A 15,801-nucleotide genomic window follows, 5' to 3' on the forward strand; every position below is an offset into this window, starting at 1 on the left:
AGGGGTAGGGCAGGTGGGCGCAACGCTCCTGGGGCTGGTGATCGTCATCGCCGCCCTCGTGATCAGGACGGCGGTCGCCGAGCTGCGAGATCCCGGGGCCGGGCGTCGGCAGTGGCGGTTCCTGCGGGATCCGCGTGCGTTGGCGGCCGGGGCGGCGGTGGCCTTGGTCCTCGCCCTGGCCGGCCGGCGATCGGCCGGGGTGCCGGCCCTGCCCTGGGCGGTGATGGCGGGGGCCATGGTCGCATTCACCATCGGCGGACGCCCACCACCGGACTGATCCGCGAACGTCACCGGCTGGGCGTCGACGGGTCGGCTCGGTCGTGCGGGAAGCTGTGGCGCCGACCTCAGTGAGAGGGGATACCTGGATGGCCTGGCTGCTCAACCTTGCCGGTACGGCCCTGGTGCTGTTCGTCCTGCGGGATGTGTTCCACACCTTGTGGCACCCCACTCGCCATGGCGGTCTGAGCTGGCTGGTCATGACAGGGCTGTGGCGGCTGTCCGGGGCCCTGGCCGCGAGCCGCCGCGCTTCGGGGCTGGCCGGCCCCCTCGGGATGGTGGCCGTGGTCGCCTCGTGGACGCTGACCGTGGTGGTGGGCTGGGCGTTGGTCTACTGGCCGCACATGCCGGACGGGTTCACGTACACCGCCGGACTGAGACCCGCTGAGCACGCGCGATTCCTCGACGCGCTGTACGTCTCCGTGGTGCACGTCTCCACGCTTGGCCTCGGCGACATCGCCCCGGGGAAGGGGTGGCTGCGGATCCTCGCCCCGATGGAGGCCCTCGTCGGGTTCGTCCTTCTGACCGCTACGGTCTCGTGGACCCTCGGCATCTATCCGGCCCTCGCCCGCCGCCGTGCGCTGGCGCTGCGCTTGTCTCACCTTTCGCGCACACACCCCACGACCGAGCAGATCGACGCGGACGCGGGGGCGGCCATCATCGACAGCCTGGCGGCGGGCATCTCGGTGAGCTCGGTCGATTTCATGCAGTACCCCGAGTCGTACTACTTCTACGACGGCGATGACCGCACCTCCCTGGCCCGCCACATCACATACGCCGACAACCTGGCCGACCAGGCCGCCGGCGCCCGCCGCCCGGATGTCCGGCTCTCGGCAGCGGTGCTCCGCGCCGCACTGGAAGACCTCGCGCTCATCCTCGACCAGCGGTTCCTGCATACCCGGGGGACACCGCGACAGGTCCTCAACGCGTTCGCACACGACCACGGCCGCCACTCCGGGGCGTGACGCCGGGCCGGCCCCGACACCGCCCTGACCCGCGACGACATGGAGGGCGACCGCGAGCCGGCACCGTATGGGAACTTGCAGCCCGTTCATGCCCGTTCCGACCGCCGGCTCGACACCCAGGTCCGCAAGCCCGCCGAAGCCCGCCGCTACGAGGTCGAACAGCAGGCCGAGGCCCAGCGCATCGCCCGGGTCAAACAGGCCGAGGCCGAGCGGAGGGCCGCGATCGCCGCCGCCGAAGCGGAGGCCGAGCGGGCCCGGCTGACCGGTGAGGGCGGGCAACGCCCCTTCGCCTGTCGGGCGAAGGGGCGTGCGGGCGCGGCGGAGTGGTCGCTCCTCGGGATGTGCGGGGTAGGGGTACGAGGTGGTGTGGCCCAGGCCGGTGCGGCTAGGCGTTTCGGCCGGCTGAGGCGAATGCGGTTTCGAGCCGGGGGACGTAGTCGGCCAGTGCGGGGGCCCAACAGCCGTAGTTGTGGCCGCCGTCGCAGGTGGGGGCCAGGCTGGAGCCGTCGCCGTAGTCGACGAGGCGGCTCGGCAGTCCGAGACCGTCCAGGCGTGCCTTGACCGTCTTGGCGGCGATCCGGGTGAAGTGATCGATGGGGCCCCGGCCGCCGGTGTAGAGCGTGACGTCGGTTCCCCGGAGCGCGGCCAGGTTGGCGGGCGCGGCCGGGTCGACCGCCTTCCAGACGCGATCCGCGTTGAGGATCGGGTAAGGCGAGCCGAAGATCGCGTCGCTGTCGACGACGGGGCCGTAGCCGGTGCACCGGCCGGTGCCGGCCGGGGTGGACGTGCTCACCGCGCACCACGCGCCGGTGAGGTTCAGTTCCGTGGCGAGAACGGCCGCGCGGATCTCCGCCATGCCGAAGTCGATGCCGCCCGACAGCGAGGCGGCGTGGCCGAACAGGTCGGGGCGCGCCTCGGCATAGTGCAGGGCTCCGGAGCCGCCCATCGAGAGGCCGACGACGGCCCTGTGCTCCTTGTCGGCGATGGTCCGCAGGTTGGCGTCGATGAACGGGACGACCTGCTGGAGGTGGAAGGTCTCCCAGTTGGCCGCGCCCATGGCGGTCTTCTGCATGACCCAGTCGGCGTACCAGCCCTTCAGGCCGCCGTCCGGCACCACGGTGATCATCGAGTCCGAGTGCAGTGCGGGGGCCGCGGCGGCATCGTCCGGAGTGCCGCCCCCGCCGTGCAGGAAGTACGCCACGGGCCACCGTTTGCCGGGATTCTTCTGGTAGTCGGCGGGCAGCAGGATGCGGATCTTGTGCCGGCCGGACAGCTGCGCGGTGGTCACGGTGATGGTGAAGTCGGTGCTGGTGTGCACCTCGGTGGCATCGGCGACCTGGGTCAGGCCGTGGCCGTCGGTGAGACGCGGGATGTCGGGCCTTTCGGCATGTGCGAGCTGAGCGGGGGACAGGGTCAGTACCGCCACGGCCACCGCGGCGGCTGCTCCGGCGCGCTTCGTGGCGCGGGCCCGAGCGCGGGACAGCAGTTGTCGCATGGGAGGTTCTCCTTGGAGCGAGGGATGATCACTTGGGTTGTCGGCCTTGCCTGCTCGTGTCGCCTGCCGGCGCATCGTCGGTGCCTACGGGTTGTCGGTGACGCGGAATCCCGCGCCGTAGACACTGGGATCCGCGGCGTCCCGGGCGCGCAGGTCGGCGAGGATGTTCGCGGAGCTCGTGTAGACGAACGGGGGCACGCCCGCGACGATGGCCTTGGTGATGCCCGCCCAGGGGCCGGATGCCTGGAAGTTGTTCCGGTCCGAGGGGTAGGCGCTGCCGGGCACGTGCCAGATCGCCGGACCACCCGAGTCGCCGCCCTTGTGCGCGGCCCAGGACTGGTAGATGCCCAGGGAGTTGTTGGTGACGCGCCCGTAGAAGACCCCGAGCTGGCCGGACACCACCAGTTCGTTGCTCTCGAACAGGGCGGCGCCGAGAAGACGTTCGTTGTTCAGCGGCGGGTTGGGGGCATGGGGGCTGGGCTGCCCGCCGGCCACCTCCAGCTCGCCCGTCTGCTTCAGGTACGGACCCTGTGACGAGAGGGTGACCGTCGGCACCAGCTCGATGATCATGTAGTCCTTGGTGGCGTGCCCCACCGTCGAACCCTCGGGATCCTTGAAGTACCGCACGTACCCGATGGGGCCGAACCCGGTGTCGCTCCGGTCGTAGACGGGCTGGATGTTCTCCGGGATGTCACGGTCCGCGTACCTCTTGTCGCGCAGGCAGTGCCCCGCCGAGACGGCGATCCTCCGCCCGTACTTGTCGGAGCCGACCGCCCCGATCGTGCAGAAGGCGTTGGGCGTGTCCGGGCTGAAGACGATCTGCATGGCGTTGAAGACGCGCTTCCCGGATCCCGACCGCGCCTCGGTCCCGGCGGCGGCAGCGCTCGTCACGCAGGTCAGGGTCAGCAGAAACCCCAGGACTGCGGCGAACAGGCCGGTAATTCGTTGTCTGCGCATGCGTGTTCCTTTCCGTTGGATGGATCGAAATGCTTCGGGCCGTGAGCCGGGCCGAGCGAGAGGGGCGATGCCCCGACGTCCGTCTCTAGCGACGGAATGTGGCCGCGAGGACCAGCAGCAGGATCAGGATTCCCGCCACCTGAAGACAACCGAGGCCTCCGTTCGGATTCTTGCGATTCACTTCCACGTGCCCGCCGGGGCCGATTCCGGGGTGCCTCCTGTCGTAGTGCTCGATCTGCTGCGCCTCGACCTGGGACTCACTGAGCCACGGCGTCCGGAAACCGCATTCGCCGCACCAATAGCGATATGCCATGGCAATTCCTCGTATCTCGTGTGCGAGTGGTTCATGGGGAGCGTCCGGATCGTGGTGGTCATGGGGAGCGTCCGGATCGGGCGTGCCCCTGCGAAGCCGGCGCGGAGCATGCCCACCTCGGTCGGCACGCCGACGAGGCACCACCGATGCTCGGGTTCGCGCAGCTCAGGGAACAGGTCAAGGCACCGGCCATCTATGACCGGTCGTCACGTTAGACTCGCCGCCGTCCGCGCTCGCGAGTGGAGGGGCACCGAAAGTGACGGATCGGCTCGGCGCACTGTTGCGCCGACTGCGGACCCAAGCGGGGCTGACGCAGGAACAGCTGGCGGAACGGTCCGGGGTGAGTGTGCGTACCATCCGTCGGCTGGAAACGGGAAGGACCACCGACCACCGGCTGGGCACGGTGAACCTGCTCGCCGACGCCCTGGAACCAGGATCCGGGGACCGCCGGCGGCTGGCGGCCATGCTCGCCAAAACGCCCGCCACGTCCGTTCCGGAACCCCCACGGGAAAACACGGAAACGCCGCACCCCGATGTGGAACCACGGAAATCCGACAGCAGACCTTCCACACCGCCCCCGAGTTCCGCTTCCCTTCCGTCCCCGGTGAGCGGTGTGCTCGCCACCGCCGCTGGCGAGTTGGCGAGCGAGATCAAGCGCCGTTGGCGGCGAGAGGAGGAACAGCGCCGGGTCCACGACCCTTTTCCACTACCGGTGCGGTGGCAGCAGGCACCCGCTCACCTGACCGACCATTCGGAGAACATTCAGCGCCTTCCGCCAGGAGCCAGCTCGCGACGGATGGACCTGAGCGGCGACTTACGGAGTGTGGCCGAGCTCTACCGCGCGATCCCGTCCGGGCGGCTGGTGATTCTGGGAAGGGCAGGCTCGGGCAAATCGATCCTGACGATCAGACTCGTCCTGGATTTCCTCGAGGCTCCCGGCCTTTCCGCCAAGGTGCCCGTGATCTTCAGTGTCGGATCGTGGGACCCGAGAACCATCGCGCTACGGGACTGGCTGATCGACCGACTGCTGCGTGACCATCCCCATCTGGCCCGCAGGACCCCCGGAGGGTCGACCCTGGCCGCCGCGCTGGTCGACGCCGACCTCGTACTCCCCGTCCTCGACGGGTTCGACGAGATCGCCGAGAACCTGCGCCGGGAGGCGCTCGAAGCGCTCAACGCGACCTCGTTGCCGCTCGTTCTGACCAGTCGGCGTGACGAGTACGCCGAAGCGGTGAAGGCGGAAGGCGCACCACTGGTCTGGGCCGCCGGCATCGAACTCACCGACCTCACACTCGACGACGTCATCGCCTATCTGCCCCGGACCGCCCGGCCCGCCGCACACGGCGACGGCCACGACGGGACCCCGGCGGTGTGGGACTCCCTCCTGCAGGAGCTCCCGTCCCGGAAGTCCCGGGCGAGTGCGAACCTCACCAGGGTTCTGAGCACCCCCTTGATGGTCGTCCTGGCGCGCACGATGTACAGCGAAGCGCCGGACCGGGATCCGCGCGAGCTGCTGGACGGCACGCGATTCCCCACCGAGCACTCCTTGGAGGAGCACCTGCTGGCGGGCTTCGTGCCCACGATCTACCGGCCTCGCGCCCCCGAGCGGAGCGCCGGCGGTTCCCCGCGACGGCACCGGAACTGGGACCCGGAGCGCGCCCAGCGCTGGCTCGGCTACCTCGCCCACCACATGGTGAGGCTCGACCGGGACCGGCAGGACCTGGCCTGGTGGCAGATCGGCGACTCGCTGCGACGCTCGACGCGCATCATGGCCGTCGTGCTGGCATCCGGGCTCTGCATCGCCGTGGCCACCTGGATCGTCGCACTGCTCACCAACTCGATCACACTCGACGAGGTCGTGGTGCAGGGAGCCATGATGGGGCTGGCCGGCAGCCTCGGGTTCGGATTCGTCTACGGGCTGATGCTCACGTTCGGCGACGGCGTCTTCGCACCGACCCATGTGCGCCTGAAGCTGCACAGCGGACCGGGCCGCAGCGGGCGCAGGCCGGTCCGCACGTTCACCCGCCGTTTCGCGACGGCCCTTCCCGGCGGGTTCGTCATCGGATGCGGGTGTGCGTGCGCCTTCGCCGTCGAGCGCGCGCTGTACTACGGCCGCCCGCTCGCCACACCCGAGGTGATCGAGAGCACGCTCGTCAACATGCTGGCCTACGGGCTGACCTTCGGCCCGTCCGCCGGACTGGTCTTCGGGTTCATGGCCGCATTCGAAGCGCCGCTGGACGTCCACTCCGCGGCCACCCCGGTCGGCCTGCTGTCCTCGAACCGTGCGACGGTGTGCCGACGGATGCTCGTCATGGTGCCCACGCTCACCCTGGCGATCGGCCTCGGGGGACGCCTGGTCGTCGACCTGCTCAGCGGACACCTCGGGCCGATGAACTGGCCCCTGCTGGACGGGTTCGTCATCGGGGCCGTGGGAGGGCTCGGTGGTGCCTTCTCCTACGGGCTCTGTTTCACCGCCTGGGGACAATGGGTGATCCTTTCCCGCGTCGTACTGCCGCTCACCGGCAGGCTGCCCTGGAACACGGGCGCCTTCCTGGACGATGCGTACCGCCGAGGCGTGCTGCGCCGGGCCGGTGCGGTGTACCAGTTCCGCCACGCACGGCTGCAGCACCACCTCGGTCGGTCGTTCCGTCGGCAGCAGGCGAACTACACACCGGCGGGGTCCCCCACGTCACGGACCGGCTCCTCCTGAGGGCTGGCGGCTGACGGCGTTCCTCGCCCGGTCGGCGTGGCCGTCTCCCGGCCGGACCGGCCGGGAGACGGCAGGGAACTGGCCTGAGGATCGGTGCCTGTTTCATCGCCGGGACCATGGTGCTCTCGCTGCTGTCGCGCCTCGCCCGCGTCTTCGGACTCCGGGTCACCGACGTGGAACCGGACGACTTGGCGCGGCGGTTCGTGAACGACGCCGCTCACCGCACGATCCGGTTCATCACGAACGAGCCCGACCGGCGGGACCGGACCGAGTACCGCGAGAAGACCGAGCAGATACGCGCGGACATCGACATCCCGCCCGGCGACGACGTCATGTTCGTCGAGGTCACGGTCAAGGACCCGTCCGAGTTCGAGCACGGGCTGCCGGTCAGGGGAGAGGTGATGCACGACCGCTACCGCGTGCTGACCCTGGAGAGCTCCAGCATTCCCAACGCGCCGGCCGCGCTGCTGCTCCACATCCGCGACGTCAGCGGGCAGCGGCCCCACATCTATTTCGAGTGGACCGAGGGCAGCCCCCTTCGCCAACTTCCTGAGGTTCTGCCTCTTCGGCCAGGGAGAGGTGGCACCCGTAACCCGCGAGGTCATCCGCGAGGCCGGACCGGACCGCGACCGCCGTCCCCATGTCCACGTCGGGTGACGCCGGGACCGCGCCGAGGACGGTTCGCTTCATGACGCGGGCTCGACACCCGTACCACCGGCGATGTCAGTGGCCTCTTCTAAGCTGTCGATCATGAGTTACGCACTGAGCCCCTTCCTCGTCGACATCAGCAAGGTCCACGGTGCCGTCTCGTCCGGCGACGAGAAGCTGCGCCGGATGATCGGCGGCCGCTTCAAGCAGCAGCTCGCCCATGACGACGACTGGTTCGCCGACCGGATCGAGGACGGCGCGCCCACCCGCTACGAGGCGCTGCGCGCGGTGATAGACGGGGGGCCGTTCGACGCCGCGCACGGCTTCCAGTACGGCTATGCATACAAGATGATCTGCGAGTTCCACGGCCGGTGGCTGTTCAACAACCACTTCTCGCCGTTCCGGCACGGCTGGCTGGAGCGGGTCGACGAGGGGCTGCGCGAGCTCGGCATCACGGCCGTCGCGGTCACCGACTTCATGTACGGATCGGTGCCGGATCCGCTGCCGCGCCCGGAGGAGTTCCCCGGGTACGGCGAGTGGAGCCCGGAGCAGTGCGCCGAGGGTCTCGCGCAGTGGGAGGCCAGTACGCAGGAGCAGCGCGACGCGCTCGACCCCGACGTGCTGGAGGCCGTCGAATCCTGCGTCGACTGGATGCGCCAGGCGGGGGCGCGGGAGGGCTACGGAGTCGTCGCCTTCGGCCACTGACCCGGGGAGCCGTCGCTCGGGCGGCTCCACCCATGGCGCTCGGGCGGCTGAGCCCCCGACGTGCGCACGGATCGGCCTGTCGGGTGACGATCGTGGTGCGGCCCGGTCAGATTTCCATGGCGAGATCGCAGTCCGGGCAGACGTGGTCAGCGTGCTCCGGGTCGTACCACGATCCGCTGGGATGGTCGGAAGGCCTCCACGTCGTCGCCTCCATGGCGAAGGTGTCCTTGCCGCAGATGGTCCGTGGCCCCGGGACGGCAGGGTTGCCCGGGGCGGCTGGCGCGGCGTGGACCCGGCGGAGGTGCCGGCTCTCGGCCGTCGCCCTCGGCCTGTCGAACTCCTGCACGACGATGATCTCGCTCATGACCCGACGGTAGGCCGCGGCGGCGGACCACGCCTCCTCTCGTCCCACGCCTCCTCTCGTCCCGCACGTCCCTCGTCCGCACGTGTCTCCCAGTTCGGCCGTGCGTCGGCCGTGTGCGCCGGCGTGCCGGAGTCGCCCGCGCGGCAGCCGGGGTCACGCCCGGCCGTGCGCCTTCTGCGAGAGGCGCGACAGCGAGTCGAGAGCCACGGCGGCGAGCAGCACCCCACCGGTGATCACGGACTGCAGCGGTGTCGGAATGCCCAGGAGGACCATGCCCGACGCGATCGACTGGATGACCAGCATGCCGAGGAGCACGGACCACGTGGTGCCGCGGCCGCCGAACAGGCTGATACCGCCGATGACCGCCGCCGCGACCGCGTTGATCAACAGGATGACGGAGCCCGAGGTCTGGCCCACGGCCGCGACGCGCGAGGCCAGGAAGAGCCCGCCGATCGCCGCGAGGGTCCCGGACATCATGAACGCCGAGACCCGCAGCCACACCACGTTGATGCCGGCACGCCGGGCGGCCTCGGAGCCGCCGCCGATGGAGAAGATCCGCCGGCCGTAGAACGTACGGCGGAGGAGGAAGTCGAGGACGACCACGAAGCACAGGAAGATCAGCAGTGCCAGCGGCAGGCCCTCGAACCGGTTCAGCACATATGCGGCGGAGAAGGCGACCGCCGCGACCGCACCGGTGCGCACGGCGATGATGCTGAGCGGCCGGGACCGCACACCGGCGGCCCTGCGGCGGCGGGTGTCCCGGTAGGACGCGACGAAGAACACGGCCACGCCGAATGCCGCCAGCCAGTAGGCGACCGCCGGGTCGCGGATGTAGTAGCTGGTCAGCGCGTGGACCAGCCCTCCCTCATGGAGGTTGATGGTGCCGCTCGCGCCGAGGAAGTACAGCATCAGGCCGTTCCAGGCCAGCAGTCCCGCGAGGGTGACGACGAACGCCGGCATGCCGATCCTGGCCGAGAAGAACCCCTGGACGGCTCCGATCGCCGCGCCGACGAGCATCGCGGCGACGACCGCCAGCCACTCCGGCAGGCCGTTCTTCACGTTCAGCACGGCGAACACCGCAGCGGTGAGCCCGCTGACCGAGGCGACCGACAGGTCCATCTGGCCGAGCAGCAGCACGAAGGCGATCCCGAGGGCGATCATGCCTGTGCCGACGATGTCCACGCTGAGGTTGGACAGGTTGCGGGGGGAGAGGAACTGCGGGTGGAGGCTCTGGAAGATCGTCCAGATGAGGACGACCGCGACGATTCCCGGAAGGGCTCCGAGCTCACCGCTGCGCAGCTTGTCGGCGTAGTCGCCGGCGTAGTTCCGGAAGCCCTCCACGACTTCCCTGCGGTGCCGGTCGAAGGCGGTCGGCGCCGGGCGGGCCGAGTCGCCGCCCGCCCCGGTGGCACCAGGGCTCTCGGGCGTTCGCGTCCTCTTCACGTCGCTCCCTTCCACGCCCGGTTCGCACGATGGGTGACGGCGTTGTCGGTGGCACCGGTGATGGAGGAGACGATCTGCTCCTGGGACGTGGTCGGCACACTGAAGAAGCCGTTGTTGCGGCCGAGGTGCAGCACCGCGACCTGGTCCGCGACGGCCTTGACGTCACCGAGGTTGTGGCTGACCAGGAGGACGCCGACGCCGCGTTCCCGTAGCCGGTCGATCAAGTCGAGGAGGTGCGTGGTCTGCCTGACGCCCAGCGCGGCGGTCGGTTCGTCGAGGACGAGCAGCCTGGGCTCGTTGAGGAGGGCCCGCGCGATGGCGATCGTCTGGCGCTGGCCCGCGGAGAGGGAGGCGACGGGGACGCGGACGCTGGGGATGCGGATGGACAGGGCGTCCAGCAGGTCCAGTTCCAGGGCCCGGCGCTCCATGGAGACCTCGTCCAGGATTCCGGTCCGGCCGATCTCGTGGCCGAGGAAGAGGTTGCCGACGACATCGAGGGTCTCGCACAGCGCGAGGTCCTGGAAGACGCTGGCGATGCCGAGGCCCTGGGCGTCGCGGGGCCGTGCGATCCGGACGATGCGGCCGTCCCACTTGATGGCACCCCCGTCGGCCGGGGCGACACCGGTGATCACCTTGACGAGGGTGGACTTGCCCGCGCCGTTGTCGCCCACCAGGGCCACGACCTCCCCCGCGTGGATCTCCAGCTCGACGTCGGTGAGTGCCCGGACGGCACCGAATCGCTTGCTGATTCCGCGCAGGGCCAGCAGGGGTGGGGCCGGCACGTGAACCACCTCCTCTCCGTCCCCGTCCGCCGGCGGGGAGCCGACGGGGGATGCCGTGCGCCGTGCGGCATCCGTCGGCCTATCCGGTGAGTCCGGCCTTCCGGCAGGCGGCCGCGACCGAAGGGGTGCAGATCTGGTCGATCGTGTAGAGGCCGTCCTTCACGACCGTGTCCTTGATCGTGCCGACCGTCACGGGGACGAGAGGGCCGAGGACGGCCGGGATCTTCCTGCTGGTGTTGTTGCTGACACGGTCCGTGGCGATACCGTCCAGATCCTCGCCGCGGCCCAGGGCGACGGCCATCTCGGCGGCGGCGGCGGCCTCCGCTTCGAAGGACTTGTAGACGCTGACGTACTGCTCGCCCTTGACGATCCGGTGGATCGCGGCAAGATCGGCGTCCTGACCGGTGACGGGGGGCGGCGGCTTGATGCCGGCGGCCTTGAGGGCGGTGACCACGCCGCCCGCGAGTCCGTCGTTGGCCGACAGGACGCCGTCGATGTTGTCCGCGCCCAGCTCGGCGATGGCGGCGGACATGTTCCGGTACGCGTTCTCCGGGATCCACCCGGCGGTGTAGTACGACCTTCCGATCCTCACCTTGCCCTCGAGCTCGGACAGTGCGCCCTTCACCAGGTCGCGGGTGTTCGGGTCGGTGGGGTCACCGTTCATCATCACGATCTGCCCGCCGTCCGCCTTGGGGCCCATCGCCTTGAGCAGCTCCTTCGCCTGGATCCGTCCGATCTCCTCCGAGTCGTAGCTGGAGTAGGCGGAGATGGGGCCCTCGGCGAGGCGGTCGTAGGAGACCACCGGAACGTGCGCGTCGCGGGCCCTGGTGATCGAGGAACGGAGCGCCTTGTCGTCGACGGGATCGAGGATCAGGACCTTGGCACCGTTCGCGATCATGGATTCGACCTGCTGCTGCTGGGTGGCCACGTCCGCGGAGGCGTACGCGTGGGTCACCGTGCAGTCCGGGCACAGCTCCTTGACCTTCTTCACGATCAGGGGCTTGTCCGCGGTGGCCCAGCGTGCGGTGTGCGTGTCGGGGAGCAGCAGCCCGATCGTGAACCCGCCGGACTGCTTCCCCTGCGCGTCCTCGCCCGTCTCGCCGACCGCCCCGCAGCCGGCGAGTCCGGCGAATACGGACACGGCTGCAACGGTGACGACAGCGCGCCCCGGATTGCCCTTCATCCGATCTTCCTGACACACCCGACGGCGGTACGCCGCCGGAAACCGAACGTCGAAACGACCTAAAACCCAATGTATGGGAAATTCCGGACGGTACTGACCTCAACGGCTCGTCGGTCATCCCGACCTGCGGGAACGCCGGGCGCAGCGATCCCGTCCCGCCTGCCGCCCCTTCGGCCGGTCGGGCTCCGGCGGCAGGGTGCGGGGCCCCGCGACATCCACCAGCTTGCTCGTCCACCGACGCGCACCGGACCTGTACCGATCGTTCCCCACCCGGCGCAGCCGCGCAGCCGCCGTGCACGACCTGTGTGACGTGCCGGCCGCTGAGCGACGCCTTCGCGGCCCTTGGACCGCCGGCTACCGAGAGGCGGGGTCCATCGTGCCCGCACATGACGGACCGGCATCGGCGTGCGCCCGTGTGCCCAGCAGGTGAGCCTCAAGGCCCTACGCCGGCCGGAGCGCCACCGTATGGCGATGGGTCGGCGTTCACGAGCCGCGGCGAAGTGGATCCCCGAAACCATGCCGCGACGGCCGGCCACGAGGGACTCGCCGAGGAAGCTCACGCCGACGGAGAGCTGAAGCGGGCGTGCGCTCTCGTGCATGCCCATCCTCACCACCAGGAGACCGAAGCCGGCCGCGAGCGCCATGGTGCCGATCACCGCAAGGAAGGTGCGGCCGGTGACCGCGTCACCGAAGGCGATGCAGGATCGGCCTCGTTGGTGCCCTCGGGCCGTCAGCTGTCGCGCAGTCGACCGGCCGCGGCGAGCCGGTCCAGGACGATGCGGGCGGCCTGGCTCACCCGGTGGCGGTCGCCATGGGTGAGCCAGGCGATCTCGGCGATCTCGCTGTGCGGTGCCGGCACGCCCCGGTAGTCGGCGGTGTGGCAGGCGAGACGGACGAGGGTTCCCGGCGGCGCGCCGTGGGCCGGGGCCTCGACGGTGACCGCCGGGGCGATGCTTCCGGGAAGCAGCTCCACGCCCAGCTCCTCCCGGACCTCCCGGATCAGCGTCTCGTGCAGGCTCTCACCGGGCTCCGGCTTGCCCCCGGGCAGGTAGTACGTGTCCTTGCCACGGGACCGGACGACGAGGATCCGGCTGTCCTCCAGCCGGATCCACGCCACCTTGTCGATCACCCCGGTCATAGGTCCGTGCCGAAGAAGCGGTCGCCGAAGTCGCCGATGCCGGGAATCATGTAGGCGTTCTCGTTGAGCCTCTCCTCGATGGAGGAGGTGACGATCCGCACCTTCGGATACCGCCGGGCGACCGCGCTGATGCCCTCCGGCACGGTGATCAGGTTGATGAAGACGATGTTCTCCTCCGCGACGCCCTTGTCCAGCAGGAGCTGGATCGTGGCGAGCGCGGTTCCGCCGGTGGCCAGCATGGGCTCGAGGAGCAGCACATGGCTCCCGGCGATGTCGCTCGGAAGCGATGTGTAGTAAAGGCGCGGGAGCTTCGTCTTCCTGTCACGCTGCATGAGTATCTTGCCGATGCGTATGGACGGGCAGAGGGCACGCAGCGGACCCTCCATGCTCTCCCCGGCGCGCACCACGGACACCCCGCAGACGCGCGAGGGAAGACGCAGGCCCTCGTAGGTCGCCCCGACCGGCGTGGTGACCTCGCACTTCTCCCACGGCAGAAGATCGAGGCCGGCTTCGATCAGCATCCGGATGATCCGTTCCGACGTGAGGACGAAGTCGTCGCGCCGCGCGTTCCGGTCCCGGATGACGGTGTGCAAAGACCGCAGGTAGTCGGTCTGGGGCAGCAGATGGACGGTGCTGCCGAGGTACTCCTCAATGGACGGTGATGTCGTGCTCGGCATGGATTTCCGGTCTCCCAATGCTCTCGGTCACTCGGTGGGCGGTTCTTCGAAGGACGGGGGCAGTGCAGGCGTGGCCGTGAACTGGGCGGCGGCGGCCCGGTAGACGGACCGGCCTCCCGTCCGCTCCCACATCCTTCGCATGACGTGGACGAGCTTGGGATTGTGCTCTTCCTCCTCCTCGAAGGAGCGGGCAACGGTCAGCTCCCAGTCCGGACGCCATGTCTCGCTGCCGCCCGCGTCGACCGCGTCCTCGAACGCGGAATGAAGGGCCGCCAGCTTCGCCGGCTTCGGGAAGTCGGCGAGGGCGAAGACCACGCCGAGCATCCCCGTCCAGTAACAGGTGATGACGTACCGGTGCAGGTCCTCGGGAAGCCGTGCGGCGATCTGTTCCATGGCGTGCAGGGAGGTGATCAGATGCAGCAGCACGAAGTCTCCCGGGCGGGAGAGGTACAGCAGCGTCACCGCGTAGTACAGCTGCTCCCAGCTCGTGGGAACGTCCTGGTCGTCGATCCAGGAGGGCGTGTCGTAGATCAGCGGATGGCCCTCCGCCAGCATCCTGGCGTTGCGGTACTGCAGACCGGACCGGGCCAGTTCGGGGTGAATGCCGTCCGGAAGCGCACCCGATGCGGGGACGGTACCGATGTCCTGCGCCCACTGGGTGAGCTGCTCGCGGTCGCCGTCCCAGGCGCCGGCGACACGCAGCAGGGAGTCCACGGCCGACGCACCGGCTTCCGAGGAGGACGCCCGGTGCGGATGGCAGGACACGTACGAGAACGCCATGTACGCGAGGCCCTCGATGGCCATCCACCGGCTGCCTATCTCCAGCGCCCATCCCAGGTGAATGGTGGCGTGCGTGAAGGCGCCCACCCAGCCGGGCAGGAGTGCCGGCACGTAGCGCCGCAGCACCTCCTCCATCCCGAATTCCCGCTCCTTGCGGTCGAAGAACTCGCAGTAGGACGAGAAGCTGGTGCGCCGGCCGAAGTACTCCTTCCAGTTCTCCTCCGTGATGACGTACTGGGACGGCCTGGGCGGTTCCAGGCCGTAGCCGTACGTCGTCAGCTTCGCATAGTTGTCGTAGTACTCCTTGATGCGTTCCTCGGACGCCCCGAGGAGAGCCAGTGCGACCACTGCGTGCTTGGAGTGATTGCTGAGGTGACCGTTGAACTCGATGTGGTGACTCCGGTCGTCCAGCAGCTGCTTGATCACCGGTGAATTCTTCACTGCACTCTTTCCTTCTCGCGCTGTAGCTGTGACAACCTGGACAGGTAGACGCCGAGCAGGACGACGACCACCCCGAGGCACCGCAGTCCGGTGGGGGTCATGCCCTTGCTCTGCCAGTCGATGAGGACAGCGGAGATCATCTGACCGCTGATCACCAGCAGAGCGGCGTTCATCGCGCCGAGCCGGGGGAACACGTAGCTGTTGACGGCCACGAACAACGCACCGAAGAAACCGCCCAGATAAGCGGCCGGCGGGGAGGCGCGGAACTCCCACTGGCCCAGGACGGCGAGCATCACGGTGAGGAAGGCGAACCCGACGACGTGGTTCCACAGGGATGCCCGGAATGGACCGATCGTCGTACTGAGCCTCCCGTTGATCGCACGGCTGGTTCCGATGACCGCGCCGTTGAGAAAGGCGAGGAACACGTAGAGGACCACGATCACGCCCCGCCGAAGATGATCAGAGCACTCCCGGTGAGGACACAGAGCGCCACGACGGCATCCATGGCCACGAGGCGCCGTTTCGGGGTGCCGAACAGCCCGAAGTGGTCCGAGACGGATCCGAAGACGATCTGGCCCATGAGCATGAGGGCGATCGTGCCGGACAGCGACAGGCTTCCGTTCACGGTGATCGCGGCCAGTATGACCGTGAACGCGCCGGGGATCCCGCCCAGATAGAACCAGAGGGGCACCTTCGCCCGCTCCTGCTCCTCGCCGGTTCGCCCCCGGCGGACGAACCGAGAGGTCATCAGTACCACGAGCAGCAGGGCCACCACCGCGCCGAGCCCGTGGGCCACCCACGACGCGAAGGCGGGGGTCGTGTGCTCCGCCAGAAGGCTGTTGTAGTGGATCATCAGCGCGAGGAGCGCGCCTCCCGCGATGCCCAGCAGCCAGTCGGTCGAACGTCCGAACACGGTGACCACCC

16 protein-coding genes and 2 pseudogenes are annotated in these 15,801 nt (G+C 69.4%); 6 read left to right on the top strand and 12 right to left on the bottom strand.

Annotation, left to right across the window (positions count from 1 at the left end; translation table 11 throughout):
* Window positions 1-13: 13 nt before the first annotated feature.
* Window positions 14-277, top strand: a complete 264-nt coding sequence (locus ACZ4Z5_RS06495; RefSeq protein ID WP_468257490.1) for a hypothetical protein — start codon at window positions 14-16, stop codon at window positions 275-277.
* Window positions 278-365: 88 nt separating this feature from the next.
* Entirely contained in the window at window positions 366-1,241 is an 876-nt protein-coding gene (locus ACZ4Z5_RS06500) for a potassium channel family protein (RefSeq protein ID WP_468257492.1), read from the top strand.
* 385 nt (window positions 1,242-1,626) lie between these two features.
* Here the strand turns inward: ACZ4Z5_RS06500 and ACZ4Z5_RS06505 are convergent, their stop codons facing one another.
* The 3 genes from ACZ4Z5_RS06505 to ACZ4Z5_RS06515 form a co-directional block, all read right to left on the bottom strand.
* The gene (locus ACZ4Z5_RS06505; RefSeq protein WP_468257494.1) at window positions 1,627-2,736 is read right to left on the bottom strand and encodes an alpha/beta hydrolase; all 1,110 of its coding nucleotides are present in this window, start codon (window positions 2,734-2,736) and stop codon (window positions 1,627-1,629) included.
* Window positions 2,737-2,820: 84 nt separating this feature from the next.
* Window positions 2,821-3,693, bottom strand: a complete 873-nt coding sequence (locus ACZ4Z5_RS06510) for a hypothetical protein (RefSeq protein ID WP_468257496.1) — start codon at window positions 3,691-3,693, stop codon at window positions 2,821-2,823.
* Window positions 3,694-3,778: 85 nt separating this feature from the next.
* Window positions 3,779-4,006, bottom strand: coding sequence for a hypothetical protein (locus ACZ4Z5_RS06515; RefSeq protein WP_468257498.1), 228 nt, complete (start codon window positions 4,004-4,006; stop codon window positions 3,779-3,781).
* Between the two features lie 256 nt (window positions 4,007-4,262).
* Here ACZ4Z5_RS06515 and ACZ4Z5_RS06520 point away from each other — a divergent pair.
* The 4 genes and pseudogenes from ACZ4Z5_RS06520 to ACZ4Z5_RS06535 all read left to right on the top strand — a co-directional run.
* Window positions 4,263-4,442: pseudogene (locus ACZ4Z5_RS06520) on the top strand (helix-turn-helix transcriptional regulator); the annotation flags it as partial.
* A 360-nt stretch (window positions 4,443-4,802) separates the two neighbouring features.
* Window positions 4,803-6,716 carry an NACHT domain-containing protein gene (locus tag ACZ4Z5_RS06525; protein WP_468257705.1) on the top strand — a complete coding sequence of 638 codons (1,914 nt, stop codon included), beginning with the start codon at window positions 4,803-4,805 and terminating at the stop codon, window positions 6,714-6,716.
* Between the two features lie 80 nt (window positions 6,717-6,796).
* A pseudogene (locus ACZ4Z5_RS06530) lies at window positions 6,797-7,373 on the top strand (amino acid transporter); the annotation flags it as partial.
* A gap of 93 nt (window positions 7,374-7,466) precedes the next feature.
* The gene (locus tag ACZ4Z5_RS06535; RefSeq protein WP_468257500.1) at window positions 7,467-8,069 is read left to right on the top strand and encodes a DUF7691 family protein; all 603 of its coding nucleotides are present in this window, start codon (window positions 7,467-7,469) and stop codon (window positions 8,067-8,069) included.
* Between the two features lie 106 nt (window positions 8,070-8,175).
* On the opposite strand, the gene ACZ4Z5_RS06540 is transcribed toward ACZ4Z5_RS06535, so the two are convergent.
* From ACZ4Z5_RS06540 to ACZ4Z5_RS06580, 9 genes are all read right to left on the bottom strand, one after another.
* A complete protein-coding gene (locus ACZ4Z5_RS06540; protein ID WP_468257503.1) occupies window positions 8,176-8,433 on the bottom strand; it encodes a hypothetical protein in 258 nt (85 codons plus the stop codon).
* 153 nt (window positions 8,434-8,586) lie between these two features.
* Window positions 8,587-9,876 carry a sugar ABC transporter permease gene (locus ACZ4Z5_RS06545; RefSeq protein ID WP_468257506.1) on the bottom strand — a complete coding sequence of 430 codons (1,290 nt, stop codon included), beginning with the start codon at window positions 9,874-9,876 and terminating at the stop codon, window positions 8,587-8,589.
* Window positions 9,873-10,667 (bottom strand): ATP-binding cassette domain-containing protein, encoded by a 795-nt coding sequence (locus ACZ4Z5_RS06550; protein ID WP_468257509.1) that lies wholly within the window; start codon window positions 10,665-10,667, stop codon window positions 9,873-9,875. Before ACZ4Z5_RS06550 ends, ACZ4Z5_RS06545 begins: the two co-directional genes overlap by 4 nt.
* Before the next feature lie 70 nt (window positions 10,668-10,737).
* Window positions 10,738-11,841 (bottom strand): substrate-binding domain-containing protein, encoded by a 1,104-nt coding sequence (locus ACZ4Z5_RS06555; RefSeq protein ID WP_468257512.1) that lies wholly within the window; start codon window positions 11,839-11,841, stop codon window positions 10,738-10,740.
* Between the two features lie 730 nt (window positions 11,842-12,571).
* Window positions 12,572-12,979, bottom strand: coding sequence for an NUDIX hydrolase (locus tag ACZ4Z5_RS06560; RefSeq protein ID WP_468257515.1), 408 nt, complete (start codon window positions 12,977-12,979; stop codon window positions 12,572-12,574).
* Window positions 12,976-13,656, bottom strand: coding sequence for a uracil phosphoribosyltransferase (gene upp / locus ACZ4Z5_RS06565; RefSeq protein ID WP_468257518.1), 681 nt, complete (start codon window positions 13,654-13,656; stop codon window positions 12,976-12,978). Before upp ends, ACZ4Z5_RS06560 begins: the two co-directional genes overlap by 4 nt.
* Window positions 13,657-13,683: 27 nt before the next feature.
* Window positions 13,684-14,877: a questin oxidase family protein gene (locus ACZ4Z5_RS06570; protein ID WP_468257521.1), complete on the bottom strand. Its 1,194-nt coding sequence runs from the start codon at window positions 14,875-14,877 to the stop codon at window positions 13,684-13,686.
* Window positions 14,874-15,320 carry a DMT family transporter gene (locus ACZ4Z5_RS06575; protein WP_468257524.1) on the bottom strand — a complete coding sequence of 149 codons (447 nt, stop codon included), beginning with the start codon at window positions 15,318-15,320 and terminating at the stop codon, window positions 14,874-14,876. Before ACZ4Z5_RS06575 ends, ACZ4Z5_RS06570 begins: the two co-directional genes overlap by 4 nt.
* On the bottom strand, window positions 15,317-15,790 hold the full coding sequence (locus ACZ4Z5_RS06580) for a DMT family transporter (RefSeq protein ID WP_468257527.1): 474 nt from the start codon (window positions 15,788-15,790) through the stop codon (window positions 15,317-15,319). The genes ACZ4Z5_RS06575 and ACZ4Z5_RS06580 overlap by 4 nt, the downstream gene beginning before the upstream one ends.
* Window positions 15,791-15,801 lie beyond the last annotated feature (11 nt).

Source organism: Streptomyces sp. NPDC030222 (assembly GCF_055573115.1).

What these genes read in the sequence shown, in the direction of transcription:
- ACZ4Z5_RS06500 (WP_468257492.1), top strand. Translation starts at nt 366, where the DNA reads ATGGCCTGGCTGCTCAACCTTGCCGGTACGGCCCTGGTGCTGTTCGTC.
- ACZ4Z5_RS06505 (WP_468257494.1), bottom strand. Translation starts at nt 2,736, where the DNA reads ATGCGACAACTGCTGTCCCGCGCTCGGGCCCGCGCCACGAAGCGCGCC.
- ACZ4Z5_RS06510 (WP_468257496.1), bottom strand. Translation starts at nt 3,693, where the DNA reads ATGCGCAGACAACGAATTACCGGCCTGTTCGCCGCAGTCCTGGGGTTT.
- ACZ4Z5_RS06515 (WP_468257498.1), bottom strand. Translation starts at nt 4,006, where the DNA reads ATGGCATATCGCTATTGGTGCGGCGAATGCGGTTTCCGGACGCCGTGG.
- ACZ4Z5_RS06525 (WP_468257705.1), top strand. Translation starts at nt 4,803, where the DNA reads ATGGACCTGAGCGGCGACTTACGGAGTGTGGCCGAGCTCTACCGCGCG.
- ACZ4Z5_RS06535 (WP_468257500.1), top strand. Translation starts at nt 7,467, where the DNA reads ATGAGTTACGCACTGAGCCCCTTCCTCGTCGACATCAGCAAGGTCCAC.
- ACZ4Z5_RS06540 (WP_468257503.1), bottom strand. Translation starts at nt 8,433, where the DNA reads ATGAGCGAGATCATCGTCGTGCAGGAGTTCGACAGGCCGAGGGCGACG.
- ACZ4Z5_RS06555 (WP_468257512.1), bottom strand. Translation starts at nt 11,841, where the DNA reads ATGAAGGGCAATCCGGGGCGCGCTGTCGTCACCGTTGCAGCCGTGTCC.
- ACZ4Z5_RS06560 (WP_468257515.1), bottom strand. Translation starts at nt 12,979, where the DNA reads ATGACCGGGGTGATCGACAAGGTGGCGTGGATCCGGCTGGAGGACAGC.
- upp (WP_468257518.1), bottom strand. Translation starts at nt 13,656, where the DNA reads ATGCCGAGCACGACATCACCGTCCATTGAGGAGTACCTCGGCAGCACC.